The 20,151-nt window shown below is 39.6% G+C and carries 24 protein-coding genes; 6 read left to right on the forward strand and 18 right to left on the reverse strand.

The genetic code is table 11. The features are described 5' to 3' along the window. Positions 1 to 182: 182 nt before the first annotated feature. The 3 genes from CK1_RS13925 to CK1_RS13935 are packed head-to-tail and all read left to right on the forward strand — an operon-like array spanning position 183 to position 2,724. Positions 183 to 866 carry a DUF6577 family protein gene (locus tag CK1_RS13925; protein ID WP_353611256.1) on the forward strand — a complete coding sequence of 228 codons (684 nt, stop codon included), beginning with the start codon at positions 183 to 185 and terminating at the stop codon, positions 864 to 866. A 3-nt stretch (positions 867 to 869) separates the two neighbouring features. Next, positions 870 to 2,090 carry a nucleotidyl transferase AbiEii/AbiGii toxin family protein gene (locus tag CK1_RS13930; protein ID WP_117457422.1) on the forward strand — a complete coding sequence of 407 codons (1,221 nt, stop codon included), beginning with the start codon at positions 870 to 872 and terminating at the stop codon, positions 2,088 to 2,090. Between the two features lies 1 nt (position 2,091). Next, on the forward strand, positions 2,092 to 2,724 hold the full coding sequence (locus CK1_RS13935; protein ID WP_015526826.1) for a metallophosphoesterase: 633 nt from the start codon (positions 2,092 to 2,094) through the stop codon (positions 2,722 to 2,724). A 50-nt stretch (positions 2,725 to 2,774) separates the two neighbouring features. Here CK1_RS13935 and CK1_RS13940 read toward each other — a convergent pair whose 3' ends face one another. From CK1_RS13940 to ligA, 8 genes are all read right to left on the reverse strand, one after another. Next, positions 2,775 to 3,500 (reverse strand): YkgJ family cysteine cluster protein, encoded by a 726-nt coding sequence (locus CK1_RS13940; RefSeq protein WP_015526827.1) that lies wholly within the window; start codon positions 3,498 to 3,500, stop codon positions 2,775 to 2,777. Between the two features lie 39 nt (positions 3,501 to 3,539). Then, the gene (locus CK1_RS13945) at positions 3,540 to 4,286 is read right to left on the reverse strand and encodes an LPD11 domain-containing protein (RefSeq protein ID WP_015526828.1); all 747 of its coding nucleotides are present in this window, start codon (positions 4,284 to 4,286) and stop codon (positions 3,540 to 3,542) included. A 196-nt stretch (positions 4,287 to 4,482) separates the two neighbouring features. Beyond that, complete coding sequence (locus CK1_RS13950) at positions 4,483 to 5,841, reverse strand: ATP-binding protein (RefSeq protein WP_015526829.1); 1,359 nt, start codon at positions 5,839 to 5,841, stop codon at positions 4,483 to 4,485. 86 nt (positions 5,842 to 5,927) lie between these two features. Further along, positions 5,928 to 6,389 (reverse strand): riboflavin biosynthesis intermediates N-glycosidase, encoded by a 462-nt coding sequence (ybiA, locus tag CK1_RS13955; RefSeq protein WP_004223769.1) that lies wholly within the window; start codon positions 6,387 to 6,389, stop codon positions 5,928 to 5,930. Between the two features lie 75 nt (positions 6,390 to 6,464). Beyond that, complete coding sequence (locus CK1_RS13960) at positions 6,465 to 6,710, reverse strand: hypothetical protein (protein ID WP_004223767.1); 246 nt, start codon at positions 6,708 to 6,710, stop codon at positions 6,465 to 6,467. A gap of 3 nt (positions 6,711 to 6,713) precedes the next feature. Beyond that, on the reverse strand, positions 6,714 to 7,400 hold the full coding sequence (locus tag CK1_RS13965; RefSeq protein WP_015526830.1) for a DUF3990 domain-containing protein: 687 nt from the start codon (positions 7,398 to 7,400) through the stop codon (positions 6,714 to 6,716). 118 nt (positions 7,401 to 7,518) lie between these two features. Continuing rightward, positions 7,519 to 7,935, reverse strand: a complete 417-nt coding sequence (locus CK1_RS13970) for a hypothetical protein (RefSeq protein ID WP_004223763.1) — start codon at positions 7,933 to 7,935, stop codon at positions 7,519 to 7,521. Positions 7,936 to 7,945: 10 nt separating this feature from the next. Further along, positions 7,946 to 9,961, reverse strand: a complete 2,016-nt coding sequence (ligA, locus tag CK1_RS13975; protein WP_004223761.1) for an NAD-dependent DNA ligase LigA — start codon at positions 9,959 to 9,961, stop codon at positions 7,946 to 7,948. 417 nt (positions 9,962 to 10,378) lie between these two features. Here ligA and CK1_RS13980 point away from each other — a divergent pair, with 417 nt between their 5' ends. Genes CK1_RS13980 through CK1_RS13990 form a run of 3 tightly spaced genes read left to right on the forward strand, consistent with a single transcriptional unit; the run spans position 10,379 to position 12,599 of the window. Next, positions 10,379 to 11,641 (forward strand): Y-family DNA polymerase, encoded by a 1,263-nt coding sequence (locus CK1_RS13980; protein WP_195196771.1) that lies wholly within the window; start codon positions 10,379 to 10,381, stop codon positions 11,639 to 11,641. Positions 11,642 to 11,660: 19 nt separating this feature from the next. Continuing rightward, positions 11,661 to 11,969, forward strand: coding sequence for a hypothetical protein (locus CK1_RS13985; RefSeq protein ID WP_054337543.1), 309 nt, complete (start codon positions 11,661 to 11,663; stop codon positions 11,967 to 11,969). A 42-nt stretch (positions 11,970 to 12,011) separates the two neighbouring features. Next, positions 12,012 to 12,599, forward strand: a complete 588-nt coding sequence (locus CK1_RS13990; protein WP_015526831.1) for an SOS response-associated peptidase — start codon at positions 12,012 to 12,014, stop codon at positions 12,597 to 12,599. 49 nt (positions 12,600 to 12,648) lie between these two features. On the opposite strand, the gene CK1_RS13995 is transcribed toward CK1_RS13990, so the two are convergent. The 10 genes from CK1_RS13995 to CK1_RS14040 form a co-directional block, all read right to left on the reverse strand. Beyond that, positions 12,649 to 13,209, reverse strand: coding sequence for a hypothetical protein (locus CK1_RS13995; protein ID WP_139009984.1), 561 nt, complete (start codon positions 13,207 to 13,209; stop codon positions 12,649 to 12,651). Then, on the reverse strand, positions 13,206 to 13,448 hold the full coding sequence (locus tag CK1_RS14000; RefSeq protein ID WP_015526832.1) for a hypothetical protein: 243 nt from the start codon (positions 13,446 to 13,448) through the stop codon (positions 13,206 to 13,208). Before CK1_RS14000 ends, CK1_RS13995 begins: the two co-directional genes overlap by 4 nt. Before the next feature lie 55 nt (positions 13,449 to 13,503). Further along, positions 13,504 to 13,662, reverse strand: coding sequence for a hypothetical protein (locus CK1_RS14005; RefSeq protein ID WP_306288938.1), 159 nt, complete (start codon positions 13,660 to 13,662; stop codon positions 13,504 to 13,506). Between the two features lie 47 nt (positions 13,663 to 13,709). Next, positions 13,710 to 14,558 carry a TRM11 family methyltransferase gene (locus tag CK1_RS14010; protein WP_015526833.1) on the reverse strand — a complete coding sequence of 283 codons (849 nt, stop codon included), beginning with the start codon at positions 14,556 to 14,558 and terminating at the stop codon, positions 13,710 to 13,712. 1 nt (position 14,559) lies between these two features. After that, the gene (locus CK1_RS14015) at positions 14,560 to 15,108 is read right to left on the reverse strand and encodes an AbrB/MazE/SpoVT family DNA-binding domain-containing protein (RefSeq protein ID WP_004223741.1); all 549 of its coding nucleotides are present in this window, start codon (positions 15,106 to 15,108) and stop codon (positions 14,560 to 14,562) included. Positions 15,109 to 15,170: 62 nt separating this feature from the next. Beyond that, positions 15,171 to 15,914, reverse strand: coding sequence for a hypothetical protein (locus CK1_RS14020; protein WP_004223740.1), 744 nt, complete (start codon positions 15,912 to 15,914; stop codon positions 15,171 to 15,173). Positions 15,915 to 15,931: 17 nt separating this feature from the next. Next, on the reverse strand, positions 15,932 to 16,441 hold the full coding sequence (locus tag CK1_RS14025) for a cobaltochelatase CobT-related protein (protein WP_306288939.1): 510 nt from the start codon (positions 16,439 to 16,441) through the stop codon (positions 15,932 to 15,934). Next, positions 16,375 to 18,060 carry a nitric oxide reductase activation protein NorD gene (locus tag CK1_RS14030; protein WP_306288940.1) on the reverse strand — a complete coding sequence of 562 codons (1,686 nt, stop codon included), beginning with the start codon at positions 18,058 to 18,060 and terminating at the stop codon, positions 16,375 to 16,377. The genes CK1_RS14025 and CK1_RS14030 overlap by 67 nt, the downstream gene beginning before the upstream one ends. Then, positions 18,057 to 18,434, reverse strand: coding sequence for a helix-turn-helix domain-containing protein (locus CK1_RS14035; protein WP_225084396.1), 378 nt, complete (start codon positions 18,432 to 18,434; stop codon positions 18,057 to 18,059). The genes CK1_RS14030 and CK1_RS14035 overlap by 4 nt, the downstream gene beginning before the upstream one ends. After that, on the reverse strand, positions 18,322 to 20,139 hold the full coding sequence (locus tag CK1_RS14040; RefSeq protein ID WP_015526834.1) for an AAA family ATPase: 1,818 nt from the start codon (positions 20,137 to 20,139) through the stop codon (positions 18,322 to 18,324). The genes CK1_RS14035 and CK1_RS14040 overlap by 113 nt, the downstream gene beginning before the upstream one ends. Positions 20,140 to 20,151 lie beyond the last annotated feature (12 nt).

Raw genomic sequence — 20,151 nt, forward strand, 5'->3', positions numbered from 1 at the left:
AATAAAATAAACGCAAATAATAAAACTTTAGTCGTTTATTTTATTTGTTTTTATTAGGTGCTATGTGATATACTACGAAAAGAAAGTAGGTGTAGTATGAATAGCAAAACAGCATTAGAAAAAAATACGAGATAATCAAACAAAATCTTGGGAATCAAACTACCTTTTATACAGATGAAGTAATTCCCCTTTTCCCGGAGTTAAAAAAGTCTACTTTATATTGGAATCTTTCTAAATTAGTAGAGGCGGGTTACATTAAGAGAGTGCGAAACGGTGTATTTTCCTTCAATGATTTGAAAGGCAGACAGGGAATTATTTTATGTGAAACAGCCCAAAAATTGAAAAATTACATGGATGAGCTGGGATTTTATTATTATATATCCGGTTTGGATATTTTGGCAAAATATATGTTACACATACCAGAACAATATCCTGTCATTGCATTTATTGAAAAAGCAGCAAAAGAGGAAATATATAACAATTTATTAGCAGAAGGATTTGAGGTGATAGAACCACAATACACGAAAAAAATGTATGAAGATGCTATGTTTTCAGGTAGCCATAATATGCAGGTGATTTTATACACAACGGAGGATTTTCAGTACAGTAGTGAAGGTCTGGCAAGTATAGAGAAGGCTTTTGCAGATCTTTATTTTGCAATAACGAGAAACGGATATCCACTATCATTGCAAGAATTGGTAAGAATTTATCAGAATCTCAGCAGATTGGGAAATATAGATAAAAAGAAGCTGATAACAGTAGCATCAAGAAGGAATATACAATATGATATTCGCTTTATCGTTGAAAATCGGTTTATTACAGATTCGGCAATAGAGTTTGGAAAAATACTTAGAAGGGAAGAATAAAATTTGGATTACAAAAAGTTATTTCATAAAGAGGAAGCATTTCAGAGAGAAACCTTTCAGAAGAGAATGGAAGAATTTGGGTTTAAAAATATGGCGAGAATGGAACTGTTTTTATGGGATCTTGAATTATTCTTGCATATTCAGAAAATACTAGGAGATAAAATAATATTGAAAGGTGGTGCAGCCACGCAGTTTTATCTGCCAAGGGATGCTCAAAGAACAAGTGTAGACATTGATATGTTATTTTTTGGAACAGAAGAGGAAATAAAGAAAACATTGAGGAAAATCGAAGAATATTTGGGGACAGAAGACGAATTGTTTTACTTTCATAAACATAGCCCTAAGAATCCGAAAACAAATCTTCCATTACATACATATTACACGAAAGTTCCTTCTGTACTATCCAATGCAGAACGTAATATGGAGAGAGAGAGTATTCCCTATCAGGAATTAAAAATAGAATTTATTCTCCAGCCAGAAAAATGGGAATATGAAAGAAGAACGGGAGAAAACATATTTGCGGTAAACAGTTCATGGAACTATCAGATCCTTCCATTGAATTATTTATTTGCGGATAAGCTCACCACATTAGGTTGTAATACGATTGGCGTACAAAATGAAAGGCTGGATGAACAGGTGAAGCAGTTCTATGATATTATGATGTTGTCCAGAAACTGTATATCCGAGATGCAATGCTCTGTTGTGAAAGAAAAGTATTTAAAACGGGCAGAACAAGAATGGAATACAAGGAAGATTACACTGGGGAGCACGCTGGAGGGAAGAGATTATGAACCTAAATATATCGTAAAAGATGTTGAGAAACAGCTTTTGCGTTATCAACAAGCCGATAGCGGTGAAGATGCAGAATTGAAAAAGTTTATTAATGATTTTCATTCGTTATATTTAAACAGGAAAGTGCAGTATGATCCCAAAACGGTTGCCTGCGGAGCATCCCTGGTTCGCTTGATGTATGAACTGATGATTTCAGGCATGGGTTGGGATAAGGTAAAACAGGCATTAGAGATTGAAAAAAAATTAGGTATGGAGCATTTATCGGGACCAGAAAAAGGACAAAAAATTCGTAAACTCAGAAATCAGTTTATTCAGGAATTTGGTAAAGATTCGGTAATCCCGGCATCAACTTTGAAAGGGAAAGATTTAAAAAGAGTGTTCTGGGCAGTTGTAAATATTGATAATTTAAACAAGATTGAGGGAATGATATAAAATGAGATATTATATTGCAGATTTACATTTCTTTCATGAAAATTTGAATACAAAAATGGATAAACGTGGATTTGCAAATGTAAATGCAATGAATGATTATATGCTGAAACAGTGGAATAGTAAAGTGCGTAATAGGGATGAAGTTGTTATCTTAGGGGATTTATCATGGGGGAAATCTGAAGAAACAAACCAGTTGCTTCAGAAATTGAACGGACGTCTATATCTGATACAGGGAAACCATGACCACTATGTCAAGGATCCAAACTTCGACAGTTCACGCTTTGAGTGGATTAAAATGTATGAGGAACTTAGCGATAATAAGAGAAAAGTGATACTTTGTCATTATCCTATTATGTGTTATAACGGACAGTATAAATTGAATGCAGAAGGAAACCCAAAAACCTATATGTTGTATGGACATGTACACGATACGCAGGATCAGAGATTGCTGGAAAGATTTCAAGGAATCACATCTGAAACAACATTTCTGAATACACAGGGGGAAACACAGCATATTCCATGTAATATGATTAACTGTTTTTGTATGTATTCAAATTATCAGCCGCTTACTTTGGATGAATGGATTGCGTGTGATAAGAACAGGAAACAAAAGAGCTGCCAGAATGTAAAGTGATATGAAAAAGAGCCGTCCAAAACTGGTCGGCTCAAAGTATTTATAGTTGTTTATGATTTCTTAGGAATGTCAACAGTTCCTAGTGTTTCAATTAAGGATAGGATTGCATCTGAATTTTGCTGAAATTGCGTTTGAAAATCTTCTGTAATATCATAGTTCAGATACAGAGTTATCAAAGTAGCATTCCATATTGAAATCATGGTCTTTTCTGATATGTGTTCTTCCAGAAATTGTAGATGTTTGCAGAGTGTTGCCTGTGTTCTTGTCCATGTAAAGAAATAGTCATCTTTTAGTGGAATGTTAAAACTACGAAACCATTCCCGGACGGTATGTGTTTCGATTCCGTCTCCGCACTCAGGATTATTAAAGATATATCCAACAGACAGTTCTTCTGGATTTTTCGGAAAACTATCATCCGCAGAAAGGGTAAGATACCGACCAATCGGAAACATGGCACAGACAGTCGGTTTTACATCATGAACCAAACATTTCTGATCCTTTAATAAAGGGCAGCGTTTGACACTTCCTTGTGGTCTCAGGCGGACTATCGGGAAACGGGAGTTACATCCAATATAAGTTTCACAATATTGTTCCAAGGCTTCCGCTGGTGTAATTTGAAATTTTTTTGCTATGTTAAACAGATCTTTCGGGGATAAGAGAATATCCTCCCGGTGAATGCAGCACTTTCCGCATTGGGTACAGTGAAATGTAAATGTATCATCGAGACCGATTTCTTCATATCCTAATTGTTCTTTTAGTTCTTTTATTGAATTCATAATCATTCTCCTTAAAAAAATATTTTTATGGCGGTTCTATTATTTTGTGTCTGAACACATTGCTTTTTCGTATTCTAGGATTTGTTTCCATGTCAACCATTCTGGTTTCCCATCATCCGGAAATTCATTCCAGAGTTTTTTCATGGCGGCAATTTGTTTGCTTTCATTGTGATAGTACAGATGTCCAGTACAACGGTTTCCGTAATTCAAGTAATACTCACAGTCGCTTTGTAAACGACTAAGCATCATGTACTGAAATTCATAAGGATTTTTCGGTTTATCTGTTAAAATTCTAAATGGTTTCCGGATAGGCATATCCGGTTCTCCATCAAATTCATTTCCGACTGCAGAGTGCAGATGAGGAATTTCAAAGTCACCAAGTTCTACATCTTTCCACAACTTCCCATATTGATCCTGGTATACCGGGCGAGCCCATTCGTCTGTACCAATATAATGAAGAAGACGAGAGGGTTCTTCTGGAATAGAAATCAGTTCATCCGGGGACATAATCACTTCATCCAAAGCAAGATCATCCAGTTTTTTTGGCATATTGTAAAGAGAAGAAAAGCGTTCCTCTAGTTTCCGAATGTCTGCTTCAGACTCAGGAAAATCAAAGCAACAGTGAATATCAGGAGTCAGATTGTCGGTTTCTTTATCTTCGCCGGTATGAATTTCCAAAATAACACCATCCAATCCTGCATAATCGCTGGCATCGGTTGTCCGCACACGTTGTCCAGGTTTGAAGATGACATCTCCCCATTGTAATTCAGTTGTTGTATTGTTCATGTAATTCTTCCTTTCTTGATGGGAATTGGCATTGACAAAAGAGGGAATAGAATAAATCCATACCCCTTTTCCGTAACATCACATCTATGCCAATTCTCATAAATTCATAAATTTTCACTAATTCAGTGCTGTGTTTTTCGTGATCCTTCTAAATAAAAAGAGACCACTCGCAAGTAGTCTCTTCGTAAACATAAATTTAATTAAACTTGTATTGTTCCAATAAATAAATAGGCAGTGTTTCTGTTTTTCCGTCTATTCCTCCTTTGGTTGCCCCTTTTAAATAAAGAAGCTTATCTGCTTTTCCCTGAGCCAGAGCTTTCTGGGCAGTGGAAGCAGTCCCTTTTCCGGCTTTTACTTCTATTAAATATCGGGTGGAAGAAGATAGGCTTTGTGCCAAAAAATCAATTTCTCCGCCTCGGTAAGTAGCAAAAGCTGGGGTTTCAAAGGAAATTTCCGGTGGAAAATCCTGGCGTTTCTTCAGGTTGATATAGACATAATTTTCATTTAATGTGCCTGCAAGTACACGGGAATCGGTACCGGTACGTGTCAGATAATAATTTGCCAGCCCCATATCCATGAAGTAGCAGCGGCTTGCAGACTTAAAATCCAGAATGTCCATTTCTGTTATTTTTGCACAGAATCCAATGATTCCAGAAAAGTACAGCCAGCTAATGGCACGGTTGCAGGTAGCCTTTGAAATATTGCTGGAGTAGTCTTTGGTTACCAGTTTTTGCAATTCTTCACTGATGCTGTCTTCTGAAAATCCTTTCTTTTCACGATTTAAAATACGGCAGATGGAAAAGAAAATATGGGTAAACACTTTGGTATACAAAATATCCGTAAAATAGCGAATGGATTCATTGGTAAAGGTATCAATGATTTTTACGAGTTCGCCTTGAGCTTTTACGATGTTCCGGTTTTCCAGATAGTTTTCGACCACTTTGGGATAGCCACCAATCTGGCAGTACAGCTCATAGGTTTCCTTTAAGCGATTATAGACTTCTGCTTCAGAGGAAACAAGAGATATTTTTTTGTAATCGCCATACAGATTCTGATCATAGGCCATCAAAAACTCCTCAAAAGAAAGCGTATAGATGGTGAGTTTGGTGACATCGCCGCTGGAATAACGGAATTCTGGATCATAAATCCGTCCAAGGTAGCTTCCTGTGATGATGAAATGGGCTTTAAAGTGACGTGTAAACTCCCGGATACGGTTATAAATTTCGGAAGACTCCTGGATTTCGTCAATAATGATGACGGTATCTTCAGAATCAATAAAGTCCGGTTCATATAACTGGAAGGCATCGTGGAGAGGATGCTCCCGCCGTTTTGTTCCAGGTGTCCAGTCGGTTGCCTGTTTATAACATTCCATAAACTGTTTGCCGCTTAATTCAAACAGGTTAATATAAATTTTGTGTTTGTAGTTTTCGTCAGCGAATTTCTGTATCAGGTAGGTTTTTCCAACCTGACGGGCTCCACCGACTTCCAGGGTACTATGACCTCCTTCATTTTTCCAATCCAGAAGACGGTCATAGACAAAACGCTTCAGATACATAAGCACAAATCCTTTCTTTAAAATCTATCTTTCATTATAGCAAAATATTTGCAGTTCATACAGTGCAAAATTGGATAAATTATGTTTTAACATTCAAATTGAAGCTTTGCACGTATATCCATAAGAATTTTGCCCAGATGATTTTCGCCATGACCATTTACAGAACCCCAAAAGTAATCTCCCCAGTTGTTTCCTTCAACAAGGTGACAATTCCCAGTAGCAAGTAATGCTTTACATAGGGTAGGATTCTGCATGAATTTGCACATACAAATTTCATACATGTACATAAGCTTTACACTTTCCCAGTCTGAACGGAGCTGCACTTCTCTTCCCAGTTTTTTTGCATCTTTTGGATTCCTTAATTTGGTAAATTGAAGCTGTTCTTTAGGGGAAATGGTCTTTTGTGCCTGGAAAGCAGCCTCATTATTTGCATACCAGTAGCCCCGGTAATATATCCGGGAAGGATAGAAGTTACTAAGAAAAGCGTATGCTCCATGAAAGTGGTCAATTGTTTGCTGGTAATGATTCGAATAGGTATTAATATACATGTAATCCCTTCTTTCTTATACAAAAAAGGAACCGCTTATGGTAAGCAGTTCCTTCTTAAACATATTTTTTGTTTGTTATTTGTTTATTTGTGCTTCTTCTTGTTCTTCGTAATAGCGGTCTGCAATATAGCCGGCAGATTCCGCCCAAAGAGTATTTTCTGTATTTTGTAGGGCCTTGTAAGTTTTTGAATGATAAAATTTGCCCATGGCATCCGGAAAGGAAAGATTACTCTTTTCCATAATAATATCGATAACATCCCGGATCTGAATATACAGATTCATTGAAATATCTTTTCCGTTAAAAAAATATTTACCTTCCATGTTTTACACATCCTTTCGAGATTCCAATACCAGATGTTCAAGAGCAAGTGGGGTGTGAAAGGAAACCTGATTATTAACCTTATTATACCGAAGCCTTGTAACCGCTTCATCCACGCTCAAGATACCGGACAAATAAAGTTGTACAGTTTCCATGGTATTATCATCCGCAACAGGCCCAATTACAACATCATAGTGATGCTGGATATCGCCGACAGTACGGTTGAGTTTGACAAACTCCAACCATTCCTTGTCCAAGGTGGCAAAATGTTTGATTTTTAGTTCCTCGGATTGCTGGAAGATATACCGATACACATATTTGCCGCCAGTATGAGTACGCAAGTACAGGCGGTTCGCCCATTCATTTGCCTGCTGTTCGAGAACTGTGCAATAAAATCCACGACCAAAATCACGACGGTTATGTGATTTGTTCAAATCGATTTTATCAAATGCAATATTGGAGCCATGGAAAAGAACAAGCGTGGGCGTATCTTCTTCTATAATATCTTCTACGTATTGAAAAGTATCATGAATATCTAATTGGTGCAACGTTTCGTGTTGTACCAGTATTTTTTCAAATACTTGATGTTTGTAGAAAATATTAAAGGCATCGTCTTCTGATATTTGGTGCTTTTTAGCATAATATTCCAGTGCTTCAATTGATAGCATCTCTATATCTGATTGAATACTCATATACGTTATCCCTCCATTTGCTTTCATTATATCAAAAAAGAAGGTGCTTTCCAACGGTAAAATAACTATAAATGTAAAGTTGCAAAAGATGTTTGAAATGGGGCGTCACCCCATTTCACTATCCCCAAACTTCGCCCATGATTTCCACAAGAAAATCATCTAATGGAAAATCGGGAGGAAGTAATTCACCAAACGTTTCTTGAATTTCTTGGATAACTTCCGTATAAGAAGAATACGCCTGTGAAAATAAGTGGGAAGAATTTTTAAGTTCAATGATATAAAATTCTTCTCCTGGATTTAAGTCCAGTTCTTCCTGATCTTTGATCCTCCATACCGTCATAGACTCAGCAGTGCCATAACGACAGCCATCAAGTTTCTCACAAAGATATTCCTGAAAGGCTAAGAGTGATTCTGGATCAGAGAACTCTTTGTATAAATCAGGAAAAACTTCCTCTGTATATCGAAGGATAAGATTAGCAGCCTCTTCTGTAATAAGAAATCCATAGATATGAAAAACGGATGTAATGATACTCATAGATTTCTCCTTACGCAATCATTTCAAGAAACTCATCTTCAGATAAAATCTTAATGCCGAGAGACTGGGCTTTTGCTAATTTACTGCCGGCTTTTTCCCCACAAATTAGATAATCTGTCTTTTTTGTGACAGAACTGCCGGCTTTTGCTCCAAGCTCTAAAATCTTCGAGTTGATTTCATCTCTTGTAAAATGAGCAAGTTTTCCTGTTGCAACGATAGTACATCCTGTAAATACATTTTCTTTCATCATAGTATTCATTTCCTTTCTTTCTTCAAATATAAGTTCTTTTTGGAGTTCGTGCCAGAGAATTAAATTGTTTTCATCAGAAAACCAGTCATGGATATTCTGATTCAGAGTATCACCAAAGTCATCTAACTGGGTGAAATCATAGTCACCAGAGGCAGCATCAAAAAATTCCTGTAGACTGCCGTGGAATACTGTATCCAAAATCCTGCTTTTGGTCCTTCCGACCATAGGAATATCCATGGAAACCAGGAACCGGACAAAGGTAGTATTCCGGCTGGAAGTAATGGAATTCCATAATCTTTCAAAGGATTTTTTACCGAAACCTTCCAACTGTAAGATTTCTTCCTGATGTTCATTTAGATGGTAAATATCCGGAAATGTCTGGAGATAACCCAAAGTCAGGAATTTTTCCAAGGTAGTTTCGGAGAGTCCCTCGATGTTCATTGCTTTTTTTCCAACGAAATGTGTAAAGCGTTTTCGGATCTGGCTATCACAGTTGGGATTGTCACAATGCACCGTTTCAATGAGACGCCCATCATTTCCTTTTCTTTGATAGATACGAGTCTGAGAACCACAGCATGGACATACAGGAGGAACTGCATCTACGTAATGACCACGTTCCAGATTTTCTTCAATATGAGGAATGATCATATTACGTTTTGATACAGAAATTCTACAACCTGGCACCAATTCTAATTCTTTGATAAAGGTCAGATTGTGAAGGGTTGCTCTGGAAACAGAGCATCCGTCAATTTCCACAGGGTCAAAAACTCCCACAGGTGCAATTTCTCCGAAACGGGTGGGTGTCCATTCTATATTGCGAAGAGTGGTTTCGTAAGTTTCGTCTTCAAACTTAAAAGCCAGTCCATCTTTATAATGATGTCCGGTACGCCCGCAGTTTTTGGAATAGTCCAGACTGTCGAAAATCATTACAATTCCGTCAATAGGCAGATGTTTTTTGCCTGCCAGATCAGTCAGCCTTTCAATATACTGATTTACAAGTTCCGAGGTTAAGGGATGGTTTGCAGCAATATAAGGACAAGGCTGAAAACCATAGTCAAACAGGCTGGAAATTTTCATAGCTCTGCTGTCTGGAAAGAGAAATGGAGAGTCCAGACCTTCCAGAACATTAAAAGGCATAAAGTGCAGACAGCGTCCTGCACAATTTGCCGGATCAAGACTTCGCACAGAGCCAGAAGCCAGATTTCGCCCATTTTTGTAAGGTTCTCCTTTTCCATCTCGGAGGGTTTCTTTTAAACGCTCAAAGTCATGGGTTGGGATGAAGGATTCTCCAACAATCACTAGCCGGCCTTTATATGGAATTGAAAGAGGGACATCAACGTATGCAGGGATGTTATGGGTGATAAGTTCCCCAATTTCTCCGTCGCCACGCGTAGAAGCCTCTACAAGTGTTCCATTTTCGTAGACCAATTTAGTCGTTAATCCGTCCAACTTCAGCATAAACAGAACCGGCTGCTTACCGGCAAAGCTTATCAAGTCCTGTACCTGCTTTGTCTTATCTAAAGAGAGCAAAGGGACTGGATGCTTTACTTTGGGAAGTTCACTGATGGGAGTATAGCCTACGGTTTGTGTCGGTGAATTGGATAAGATAAAGCCTGTCTGCTTTTCTAATTCCACTAATTCATCGAAGATTCGGTCATATTCCGCATCACTGATATTCGGACTGTTCTCATTATAATAAGCGTTACGCTGTAAATTCAGATAGTCCACCAGTTGTTTGATTTTTTCCACGTTTGATAATTCATTGGGATGGTTCATTTTATTCTTGTCTCCTTTTCTATGGTATAGTTGTAATTCTTATTTGTTCCGGTTTTTCTTCCTCCTTTCTTTGCGTTTAGGCATAAAAAAAGAGAATGACACGGATGTTCATTCTCTAATGCGTGCAGTTTCCTGCAAAATAAAAAAAGCCAGAAATCCCTGCTGGTAGCGTGGTATACTTCTGACACTTTTACAAACCTAAACTGCGTGCGTATATCCTTTCCGGATGACACAAATAATAATTACATAGTAAGTGTAACACTATATGTAGTATGCGTCAATATAAAAACACTATATATCGTTTAGTCTGAGAGGAGAATTACTATATATAGAGGAAGCATGGATATGGAAAATATTATCTCTTGATTTCAGAACGTATGTTCTATATAATGAGATGTAAAGGAGGGGAACGTGAGTTTGGGAAAAGTGATTTTTCATATAGATGTAAATTCTGCCTTTTTGTCCTGGGAAGCGGTATATCGGCTGCATCATTTGGGATGGAAAGGCGATTTAAGAGAACAGGTGTCGGCGGTAGGTGGGGATATGGCGATGCGTCATGGAATCATTTTGGCAAAATCCATTCCAGCAAAGAAATATCGGATACAGACAGGTGAATCAATCTTGGAAGCAAAACAGAAATGTCCAAATCTTATTTTAGTGCCTCCGAATTATGGATTGTATGAGAGGTGTTCCAAAGCTTTTATGGGAATTTTGCAAGAGTATTCTCCCGCAGTGGAACAATACTCGATAGATGAGGCGTTTGTAGATATGACTGGAACGGAATTGCTTTGGGGGACGCCAGTGGAAGCAGCGGAGAAGATGCGGAGGCAGATTAAGGAACGGCTTGGATTTACAGTGAATATCGGTATTTCAGAGAATAAACTGTTAGCTAAGATGGCAAGTGATTTTCAGAAGCCAGACAGAGTGCACACATTATGGAAGTCTGAGATACGGAATAAGATGTGGCCATTACCGGTAAGCGACTTGTTTTTTGTAGGACGGGCAACAACAAAGACACTTTTCAAGTTGGGAATCCGAACAATAGGAGATTTGGCAAAGAGCAATCCTGGCTACTTAAAACAACATTTAAAGAAACATGGGGAAGTAATCTGGGGATTTGCAAATGGGATTGATGTATCTGTAGTCCAGTCTGCCCCACCTGCCAATAAGGGATATGGTAATTCCACAACGATTCCTTTTGATGTGACAGATGCATCTACAGCAAAATTGGTGCTGTTGGCTTTGGCAGAGACAGTAGGAAGCAGACTTCGTGGAGCAGGAGTCAGGGCAGAAGTGATTGCAGTAGGGATCAAGAATTATGATCTCAGTTATGCCAGTCACCAGATGACGCTTCAGAATGCAACCAATATTACGAAAGAGATTCATCAGTGTGCCTGCCAGTTATTTGACCAGCTCTGGGATGGGACACCCATCCGGCATCTGGGAATCCATACCAGCCGCATCAAGGATCAGGTGAATATGAGGCAATTGGATCTATTTGATACGAATGATTATGAGAAGCTGGAAAAAATGGATGAAACGATAGATCAGATCAGAAAACGGTATGGGAATGATTCGGTAATACGTGCGGCTTTTTTAGGTGGGTGTATTGATCACATGAGTGGTGGCATTTCACGGGAAAAACGTTCTGTGGACTATGAGAAATTAAAGACAGAATAGCGGGAAGGGGGAAGAAACGGTGGCATTTGGAATCGGAATAAATACAGAGCATACAGAGCAGGAGCCTTTATCCGGAACCTATCATGAGGTGGCAGTCCAGTGCTGGTTCACAGCTACCGGAAAATCTCTGCCATTGATGCTGAAGGTAAAAGGGGAGGATGAAGAGATTATCCAGATCAATCATATCCAGGTTCTGACTGTAGAAAAGCAGTGGTATGCGGGAATTTTGAACTGGAAGTATAGATGTCAGGCGGTACTTTTGGGAAAACAAATCAATTTTGTGCTTCTCTTTTGTCCGGAGGATTGTGCATGGAAACTGGTTGTATAAGATACCAGGGATGAAGTAAAATAGGAAAAAGGAGGACAGAAAATGTGCGGAAGATATTATGTGGATGATGAAACCTCACGGGAAATTGAAAAGATTGTAAGGAAACTGGACCAGCGTTTAAAGATAGAGCATGGACAGGACATCCACCCGTCTGAATCTGCAGTCGTTCTTACAAAGGGGTGTAGGGAAGTGGCTGCGAGGCAGATGCAGTGGGGCTTTCCGGGGTTCCAGGGAAAGGGACTGCTTATCAATGCAAGGGCAGAGGCGATACTAGACAAGAAGACCTTTCGAGAAAGTGTGCTACATCGAAGATGTGTGATTCCCGCCCGTCACTTTTACGAATGGAGTAAAAACAAAGAAAAATATACTTTTCAAAGTCCAAAGCAGGATGACACATTATTTATGGCAGGGTGTTATCAAATCTATAATGGTCAAAACCGTTTTGTTATTCTGACTACACAGGCAAATGCTTCCGTAGCACCGGTGCATGAACGGATGCCATTGCTTTTGGAACGACAAGAACTGGAAGATTGGATTATGGAGGATGCAGCGGTAGAAATTATTCTTGCTAAGAAGCCCATACCGTTGAATCGGACAGCAGAATATGAACAACTGAAATTATTTTCGTAAAAAGGGAAACCCACAAAAGTTTCCCTTCTTGACATAATAATTTTTGAATTTAGAATTCATTGTTTATTTGTTCTGTTGTTGCAGGCATAGGAGAACTGGATTTTACATAGAGTAATAGTTTCCCGTTCAGATCCAAATCCTGTTTACTCCATTGCCCATTCTCATAAACCTTTTGGGTAATTGTATTGTAGATAATTGGCGTATCCTCTATACGTTCCATATCAACGACAAGGCAATCCTGAAGGGCAATATATGGATATAGAGCATCTTCAATATATGTCCTTAATTTTAATGCCTGCCTGTGCAGTAGTTCCACATCATACAGTTTTGATAAGGTATAGCTCATTTCTTTGAGCATCCCGGATGTTGTAATTGCCTGTTGGATAACAGAAATCTGCTCTTCCAGAGATACATCTGGATTTATCATAAGCTTTGATAATGTAATTTCTTTTACAAAAGCTGTCGCTGTATCACCAATTTGCTTTTTTAGGGTTTCATAAGGCACCCGATACTGTGTTTGTAAAATTTCAAGTGGAACGTATTCTCGGTTTTTCTTTAAAGTTGAAAGCAATTCACAAAGCTTGCTTCCCAATTCATATATGTTATTCAAGCACACATCACTTCCGATACGGTCTCTGGTGTATGAACCAAATGGTAAATGGTATTTTCTGTTTCGAAAACGATACTGTCATTTGATACTTCCAAAATCGTTAGGATAGGAGATGTCAGAATAGAGAAACCATTGACCCCAGAAATAATAGCACGTTCCCCAACACGTAGCGGAGAATGAAACCATCCAGAGAGTGTTGTTATTTGTTTATCTTTCACATGGTGCTTTCGATTTGTCATAGTGTTCACACTCCTTTTGTATAGCCATAGAAAATCTGTTTTTCATGGCTCGTTTTTATGTAACAGGGTAACTCAAACGAAAATATCCTTTCGATACAGGGATATATTCATCTGGGTGTTCATATAAGGTGGCACGGATACGTTCCTGATAATGCGGATTCTTTTTCGCTTTTGGGTGTTCCTTTAATAAAGCGTACAGGTCTTTTAAAGCCACTCTTCCTCCAATACTCTCCATTGTCATCCGGATTAGATGATGCCAAGTCAGTGCAAGAATATCTGTATTTTGTACAGAAAACACACCTTCTTGCCGGATGCTGAAGGGGATAATGAAAGAATCCGTTTTTTCAGTAACAGAGCATATTCTGTCACAATGGGAATGAAAGGCTTTTTGTACGTCCGATTGTCAGAAACACAATTAAACTGGCCCTTTACCAGAAAGGATTCAAAATCACCCATCCGCATTAAATCATGCTGCATACTATAGAACTTACCATGGAGCCGCATATCGCCTACCAGTATGGCAAGCCTGCCACCTTTCCGAAGTGCCAGGAAAAATTTCCGGATACAGTGATTTAGTTTTTCTAAAAAATCCGAATAGTTTTCACAGCGGGATAGGTCGTCCGGGTGAGGGTTTCCCCAGATATTTCCGGAATACTGGATCATATTATGGTAAGGTGGATGGAAAAAGATGAGATCAGCGGAATCCTCCACTTCATCTTTTAGGGCATTCCAGTTACCTTTTCCATAAGCAGGTGCCGGATTTAGATCATAGAGCAGGGAACGTACCTGATAACGGTCAGCCGCCGCCTTTGAAGTCCCAGAGCCACTCATAGGATCTAAGAGGGTAAAGGTGCTGGTATCTTTTCCGTAATATCGCTTATCGTCCAGGCAATAGCGTAGAAGTGCTGCAATCACTTCGGGAGAGCAGTTACCACGCCACTGGCTGTTACCGCCTTCGCCCCGTTCTGGGTATGCCATGAAAGAAGTCAGTTCCTTTCCCACACGTTTTCGCAATCCTTCCGTTCCAAGCATGTCAGCGACAGTACGCCATTGGGGACCAAATTCAGCTTCTAATAATTGTGCTGCCCGATGCAGCAGTAAGTCATTCATTTTATGTCACCTTCCTTTCATAATTTTGTTGGATGTAGCGGGAAATCGCCGCTGCAGTCATTTTGGCACAGCCTAAATCCATTTCGCTGAAAGGCTGTTGATTTTTTGCACATAGTAAAAGTCCCAGGGCTTCCCCCAATTCGTCTTTTTTAGAAATAGGGAAAAAGGCTGATATGGGATATTTTCCTGTCATAGTAGGGTATATGCGTTCCTTTTCAGAGAATAATTTCATCTTTCCCTGTTGCAGAAGCCTTTGAATACTTTCTGTTACAGGCATATTAAGTGCTGTATGATAATTCTTGGAAGCAATGATTTTGGAATGATTACATAACAGAATCCGGCAAGGGACATTGCTATGTAAAATATCCAGAAAACTGTCTAACCGGATATCCATAGGGATATGGGAGTCGCATTTACGAAGACAGATGTTGCGTGTGTCAGCTTCCAACATCAATACATCGCCTGTATGAAGCTGTAGGGCTTTTCTTACTTTGGCAGGAATAATGATCCGCCCTTGTTGGTCAATATTTAGTGTTGTAGCATAATCCATAGAGATCCCCTTTCCTTTATAAAAAGAAGCAGTCTTTTCGGCTGCTTCTTTGTTGAAATTCTTTAAGCGACATACATACCATTCAGATATTGCTCTTGTGGCTGTCCCTGCATATAGGAAGTCATTTCATCTGGCTGTGGCTGTATATTTTGTGCCATTCTTGCTTCCTGTTGCTTTTTAAGCTGTTGTTTGCCGTTTTGAATCAGGAAGGATGCAACATAGGCTTCCCAATTTACGATATAGGAATCAGCACGTTTTAACAGCATATAAAAATCCATATCTGTCAATTGTATAAAAGCACTTTTTTCAGAGATAAAACTTTGAGCCTGCATATAAGTGCCGCCGTTATGATTCTTTTTCTTGATACCTTTTCCGTTATTAATTTGAATTCTCCATGGACTGGTCAGTATTTCCTGCTGGTTGTTATATACGTGGCGGGAAATAAAAAACTGTTGTGCAGTAGAATAGCCATTGCCATCCGGCACACCAAATATTTTACTTTGTGACCATTCAAATTCAGGAAAGCCAGCGGTAACTCTGGACAGCAGAAATTGAATTTGTTCGGGTGCCAGATGAAAACGGGTGATAATATTTTTATCACCAGTACCACTAGAATAATCCTGTATGGAGATTCCAATAAGGGAGTGAACTTTATGACCATTTTCTTCAAATTCTCCTTTTGCATGAAGTTGTGCATAGCTGTTATAACTTGTGTAGCGGAGGCGGTCATACAGTGCAATTAATTTTTTACTGGTCTGTACTTTGCATATCTGATCTGTAATTGAGTTTTGATAATTTTCACTCATGTATGTTTTCCTTCTTTCTATTTCAAATATTGTTTTACAAGCTGTGTCATATTTTTGGGTAAATCTTCTAATTTGGTAATATCTAAAAAACCATCCTGATAGATCCTGCGGATGTTTTCTTTGTCATCACCAATTGCTGCAGCAAAGATCACAATGCCACGTTTACGATATTCATTCTTGATACCACGAAGATCTGCTTCTGCTTCCGTACCACTGTACCCACAATCCGCGGGCTGTCCGTCAGAGATTATGATGAGGAGTTTTTGTGATTCCGGACGCTTTGCCAGGTGTTCCGCAACATAACGAAGTGCAGCTCCATCCCGGTTGCCATTACGGGCAGACATATCCATCAGCCGGTAACGGTCAGAGGCATCCAGAGAATCAAATTCAGCATAGGAATACAAAGCAACACCCTTAGAATCTGTAGAATGCCCATAAATGGTAATAGGAATTCCCAGGCTCATACAGAAATCATACAGCACGATTGCAGTTTTCCGGGCATGGGTAATACGATCTCCCCAGCCCATAGAACCACTTTCATCAACCAAAAGTCCCACGGAAAGTTTTTGTTCTTCATCCGGAAGCCTGGTTCTGGTAAAGATACCGCCGTCCTTTCGGTGTAAAGCCCGCATATCCAGCCTTTTACCAAATAACAGGTTTTTTGTTTCCCGCCTTCTGCCTCTTCTTTTAATAAAGGAAGAATGGAACTTTGCAGCCTTTTGGAGGTCCGCAAAAGAGGGGAAGCAACTGTTTGATAAGATTTGATAAAAAAGTCGGAAACTGGATTGATGCGGTGGATTGTTACATGGATGCCTGCATGGGCATTTCCGTAATGTATTTCATCCGCCGATTTTTGCAAGTCTTCTGTTAATTCCTGTTCATAATCATTTTGGGCTTTTTCCGTAGCAACATCATTTAGGATGCGTGCAAGATCATTCGCTGCATTTTCATAACCGGAACCGGCATACTGTGATGCGTATGTGATTACTGGATTATTTCCATCTAATACTGCTGTAGTTTTAGCAAGTTCAATTCTTCCTCCTTCTTCCTGCAGTACCTTTTCTGCCTGGTTGATTGCATCTTGCCTGTAATTTGGATCAAGACCAGATAAGTCACAGGTTATAGGAGTTTTTGATTTTACTGTAGGACCTGGAATGTTTTTAGGGATTCCTCCGTTTTTACCAGTTGGAAGAGGAGATCCGCTACCTGATTCTTTCCGCAGCAGATCCTCCAGAGCATCGCCAACTTGGGTACTATCCTGCTTTTTTAAAGACTCTCTGGTTAACTCTACCATAGGCTGAATATAGTTCCAGCAAAGTACTAAAAGATAGTTGGAAGCACGTAAGCGTTCTTTCCCCTGTGTGGCAATTAAAGCATCGTCAATATAATCCATGCAGTCTGAAAGGGTGTCTGTGTATTCTCCAGAATAATTCGTGCGGTTATTTATATTACCAGTCCGGCAATAAGACAAAATTAAATTGCTCATAATGGAAAACGGCTGATAGCCACAGTCAATTTGTTCCTGTATAGAAGGAATCAATTCAGACATCCGCAGATTATTGATCTGTATTCCCTGCTTAAAAGTTCCGGGATATTCTTCACACATCCGGGCTTCAATGTAGATGTCCTCCAGTATATTATTATACTGTGCAGCACAGCGGGATAGCGTCAGACACGTTGCGTTATCTTTTTCTTCCATGGCATCTAAGATGTCCTGCAGATTTGCCTTGTATCCAGAAGGCAGATTGTCTGGTGCTTCTGGATAGAAGGAACCATTTTCCATATTGGTCAGATAAAGCTGTAGTGATGCAAAATCAGAGTAACGCAGATGTCCGATTTCATGTCCAGTTAGACCAGTCAGGCTTTGTGACCGCAGAAATCGGGAAGGAAAGCTTTGGGTTATCGAGTTTGCGGCGTTACAGTGAATTCTATAATTATCTGTATAAGCGATGTCTGCATTTTCAGAACTGTCCCATTCCATAAGCACCTGAAGTCCATAGCGAGAACGGCCAGTAGCCGCTTTCGCCAGAGATGTTTGGTATTTTTGGAAAGCCGATGAAAGAAAGAGTTCTTCATCAGTGATTTTTGACTCCGTATCCCGGATCATTCTTTTTAAAGCTTTTTGAGTGTTATTCAATTTTTTCACCTTTCTTTCTTTTTCATATTTTGGGTTAGGAGATCTTCCATTGTACAGCCGTAATACTGGGCTAACCGAAAGACGGCGTAAGCAGATGGAAGCGTATGCCCATTTTCATAGTTCATAATTGTTTTTTCCGGTAGATGCAGAAGTCTTGCTACGGCTTTCTGAGAGAGTTTCGTCTGCTTGGATTTTCTTAAATAAACGAGATTTTCTGCCAGAGTTTTGCGTAGTTCGGCTTCGGTATAAAAGGTGTTCCTCAATAGTGTGTTATGATGCAAGAACTGTATCCAAGCAAGAACCTTCAATTTCGATACGGCTTTCAGAATCGGCAGTGACGGAAGATAAAATGGTATAATGAGCAGCTTCCTGTATATCGCCACATACCATAAAAGACTGAACCCAGGCAATTAATTCCCGGACTCCACAGCAGCCATCTGTTATCAGGTTATCCTGACAATACTGTGCGATGGAACGTACAATCTGTGTCATGGTACGTACTGATTTTTTATCGGAACATCCGGTAATAGCAAGAACACGCTCTACCATGGTCTCTTCATCCGGTTCATCCATATCTATGACCATATTCATCCTTGAAATGACAGACTGGTTCATGGGACGACAGCCGGCATAGTCATGATTAGTTGTGACTATAATGGTAGTATCCGGATGCCGATGGATGACTTCCCCGTTTGGCAGAAATACGCTGTTACAACGGTCCAATAGGGAATTAAGTCCTACCAGTACACCAGGATTGGCAATCACCGTAGGCTCCTGTATTTCTACCAGATAGCCGTTTCGGATGGCTTCAACCAGTGGTGTATCCACATAGCGGAACTGTTGGCTGCTGGAGGTAGCAGCTTGTTTCTGCTTCATTTCCTCAGATATATGATGGATCAATTCTTCATAAACTGTATTTTCTGATACCTTTTCATCATAAGTACCCGTTAATTTTTCATAGGCAGTAGCCGGATCGAGGGTAATGTCTTGAAAAGAGGGCAGTTCCCCTACCAAAGAAAGCTGTTTTTCATCTACATCAGGTAAAATCTGTCCAAGAAGGTCAAAAATTTCTGTATTTGCCGAGCAGGTGATGCATCGGTAAGGAAGGTGAAGTCCTGCAGCAATGGCTTTGGCACCTTCGGTCTTTCCCGTTCCAGCAGGCCCACGGAGCATAAAATTCCTCATAGGCTGCTTGCTGTCAGTTGTTAATTTGGCATGTTCGCATATTCTTTGGATTTCTTTTGGGATTACATACCAATCTTCGAGAATAGGAACGGTTGATTCTTCTTGGGGAGTTAATGTCCGAGAATTGGACAGGATGTATTTATCGACAAAATCTTCTTTGGGAATTGAAACGGCGGAAGCAGTATAGTGATGTCCACCTTTTAATACCTGAAAGGTACCCTGGATAATTTCCGTTGGTGCATAAACACCTTTTTGGATATTCAGTGGTGTAAGTCTTTGGAGCACGCCATTTGCAGGAGTGTCAACTTTGATGTTCCCGATAGGAAGGGAATCACCATAACGGATCCTGCGGTACACGTTATCACAAAGAACCGCAGCCGTTTCTGCAGCTTTGGGCAGGTCAGGAAAACCGTCATCACGGTGTTGCTTTAATTCCTGATATTTTTCATTGAATTCGTCATCTGAAAGGAAAGTAGGCATTAAAGCAAAATAAAGAGCACTTCCGGAATCTTCATCTTTTTTAAACTGATATGGCTCTGGTTTACTGTCCAGATCCAAAGGTTTTTCATACTTTCCGGCTATAAATTTCCCAGTCATACGGTTGTAGACCACTACATGCAGCAACCCGGTACGGCTTGGATATTCTGCGATTGTAAAATTGTTTGCCTGGCTTCCAATGGCTCCGAGTTCTTCCTCTGCTTTTCCAGCAGGTGGATTTTCCAAATTCATATAAGAAAAAACTGCCTGCAAAGTAGCAGAATGGAGAGTAGCCCGTTTTTTAGGCTGATTACAGTATTTGGAAGCGATGTCTTTCATCACTGCACTTTTCCCGGAATAGCTGTCAAATGGAGATGGTAGCGTTCTTTCAAAAGTCCAGTTAGGGACAAAGTTTGTATTTGGCATAGTATTTCCTCC

It is taken from the genome of Ruminococcus sp. SR1/5, from assembly GCF_000209835.1.
Taxonomy (GTDB): domain Bacteria; phylum Bacillota; class Clostridia; order Lachnospirales; family Lachnospiraceae; genus Blautia_A; species Blautia_A fusiformis.

What these genes read in the sequence shown, in the direction of transcription:
- CK1_RS13935 (WP_015526826.1), top strand. Translation starts at nt 2,092, where the DNA reads ATGAGATATTATATTGCAGATTTACATTTCTTTCATGAAAATTTGAAT.
- CK1_RS13940 (WP_015526827.1), bottom strand. Translation starts at nt 3,500, where the DNA reads ATGAATTCAATAAAAGAACTAAAAGAACAATTAGGATATGAAGAAATC.
- CK1_RS13945 (WP_015526828.1), bottom strand. Translation starts at nt 4,286, where the DNA reads ATGAACAATACAACAACTGAATTACAATGGGGAGATGTCATCTTCAAA.
- CK1_RS13950 (WP_015526829.1), bottom strand. Translation starts at nt 5,841, where the DNA reads ATGTATCTGAAGCGTTTTGTCTATGACCGTCTTCTGGATTGGAAAAAT.
- ybiA (WP_004223769.1), bottom strand. Translation starts at nt 6,389, where the DNA reads ATGTATATTAATACCTATTCGAATCATTACCAGCAAACAATTGACCAC.
- CK1_RS13960 (WP_004223767.1), bottom strand. Translation starts at nt 6,710, where the DNA reads ATGGAAGGTAAATATTTTTTTAACGGAAAAGATATTTCAATGAATCTG.
- CK1_RS13965 (WP_015526830.1), bottom strand. Translation starts at nt 7,400, where the DNA reads ATGAGTATTCAATCAGATATAGAGATGCTATCAATTGAAGCACTGGAA.
- CK1_RS13970 (WP_004223763.1), bottom strand. Translation starts at nt 7,935, where the DNA reads ATGAGTATCATTACATCCGTTTTTCATATCTATGGATTTCTTATTACA.
- ligA (WP_004223761.1), bottom strand. Translation starts at nt 9,961, where the DNA reads ATGAACCATCCCAATGAATTATCAAACGTGGAAAAAATCAAACAACTG.
- CK1_RS13990 (WP_015526831.1), top strand. Translation starts at nt 12,012, where the DNA reads ATGTGCGGAAGATATTATGTGGATGATGAAACCTCACGGGAAATTGAA.
- CK1_RS14000 (WP_015526832.1), bottom strand. Translation starts at nt 13,448, where the DNA reads ATGACAAATCGAAAGCACCATGTGAAAGATAAACAAATAACAACACTC.
- CK1_RS14010 (WP_015526833.1), bottom strand. Translation starts at nt 14,558, where the DNA reads ATGAATGACTTACTGCTGCATCGGGCAGCACAATTATTAGAAGCTGAA.
- CK1_RS14015 (WP_004223741.1), bottom strand. Translation starts at nt 15,108, where the DNA reads ATGGATTATGCTACAACACTAAATATTGACCAACAAGGGCGGATCATT.
- CK1_RS14020 (WP_004223740.1), bottom strand. Translation starts at nt 15,914, where the DNA reads ATGAGTGAAAATTATCAAAACTCAATTACAGATCAGATATGCAAAGTA.
- CK1_RS14025 (WP_306288939.1), bottom strand. Translation starts at nt 16,441, where the DNA reads ATGGGCTGGGGAGATCGTATTACCCATGCCCGGAAAACTGCAATCGTG.
- CK1_RS14040 (WP_015526834.1), bottom strand. Translation starts at nt 20,139, where the DNA reads ATGCCAAATACAAACTTTGTCCCTAACTGGACTTTTGAAAGAACGCTA.